Origin of the sequence: Fretibacterium sp. OH1220_COT-178, from assembly GCF_003860125.1 — a bacterium.
Taxonomy (GTDB): Bacteria; Synergistota; Synergistia; order Synergistales; family Aminobacteriaceae; genus CAJPSE01.
On record NZ_RQYL01000076.1, the window covers coordinates 1 to 629 of the forward strand.

Annotated in this window: 2 tRNA genes and 1 rRNA gene; all 3 read right to left on the reverse strand. The window is 54.2% G+C overall.

Going from position 1 to position 629, the window contains the following annotated elements:
- Nucleotides 1-273: ribosomal RNA gene (locus EII26_RS12880) — 23S ribosomal RNA — on the reverse strand; the annotation flags it as partial.
- Between the two features lie 61 nt (nucleotides 274-334).
- Nucleotides 335-409, reverse strand: a tRNA-Ala gene (locus tag EII26_RS12885).
- Nucleotides 410-419: 10 nt separating this feature from the next.
- Nucleotides 420-496, reverse strand: a tRNA-Ile gene (locus EII26_RS12890).
- Nucleotides 497-629 lie beyond the last annotated feature (133 nt).

The window sequence follows — 629 nt, forward strand, 5'->3', positions numbered from 1 at the left end:
CTTGCACGCAATCGGTTTAGGCTACTCCCCTTTCGCTCACCACTACTCAGGGTATCTCTTCGATTTCTTCTATGTCCGGCTACTGAGATGTTTCACTTTGCCGACTTCGCCCCCGCATACGCGGGTCTCCGGCCTACGCCGGAGGGGTTGCCCCATTCGGATATCCCCGGATCCAGGGTCGCTTGCACCTCCCCGGGGCATTTCGTCGCTTGCCACGTCCTTCTTCGCTGTCGGATGCCATGGCATCCTCCGTGTGCCCTTAGTTCTTTTCTCTCTAATACAGCATTGCCTTCTATTCGGTTGTCAAGTTACACAGGGAAATCTAGCAAAACAGTGGTGGAGATGATCGGATTCGAACCGACGACCCATGGCTTGCAAAGCCATTGCTCTCCCACTGAGCTACATCCCCTTGAACATGATGGTGGGCCGAGGGGGATTCGAACCTCCGACCTCGCGGTTATCAGCCGCGTGCTCTAACCAACTGAGCTATCGGCCCATCACAAAAAACACAGCGCATAAACACAGGCAACACGATAAAACAGCAAGACTTTCGTCCATTCGGAATCGAAAATTCCAACGGACTCCGTCTCCTTAGAAAGGAGGTGATCCAGCCGCACCTTCCGGTACGG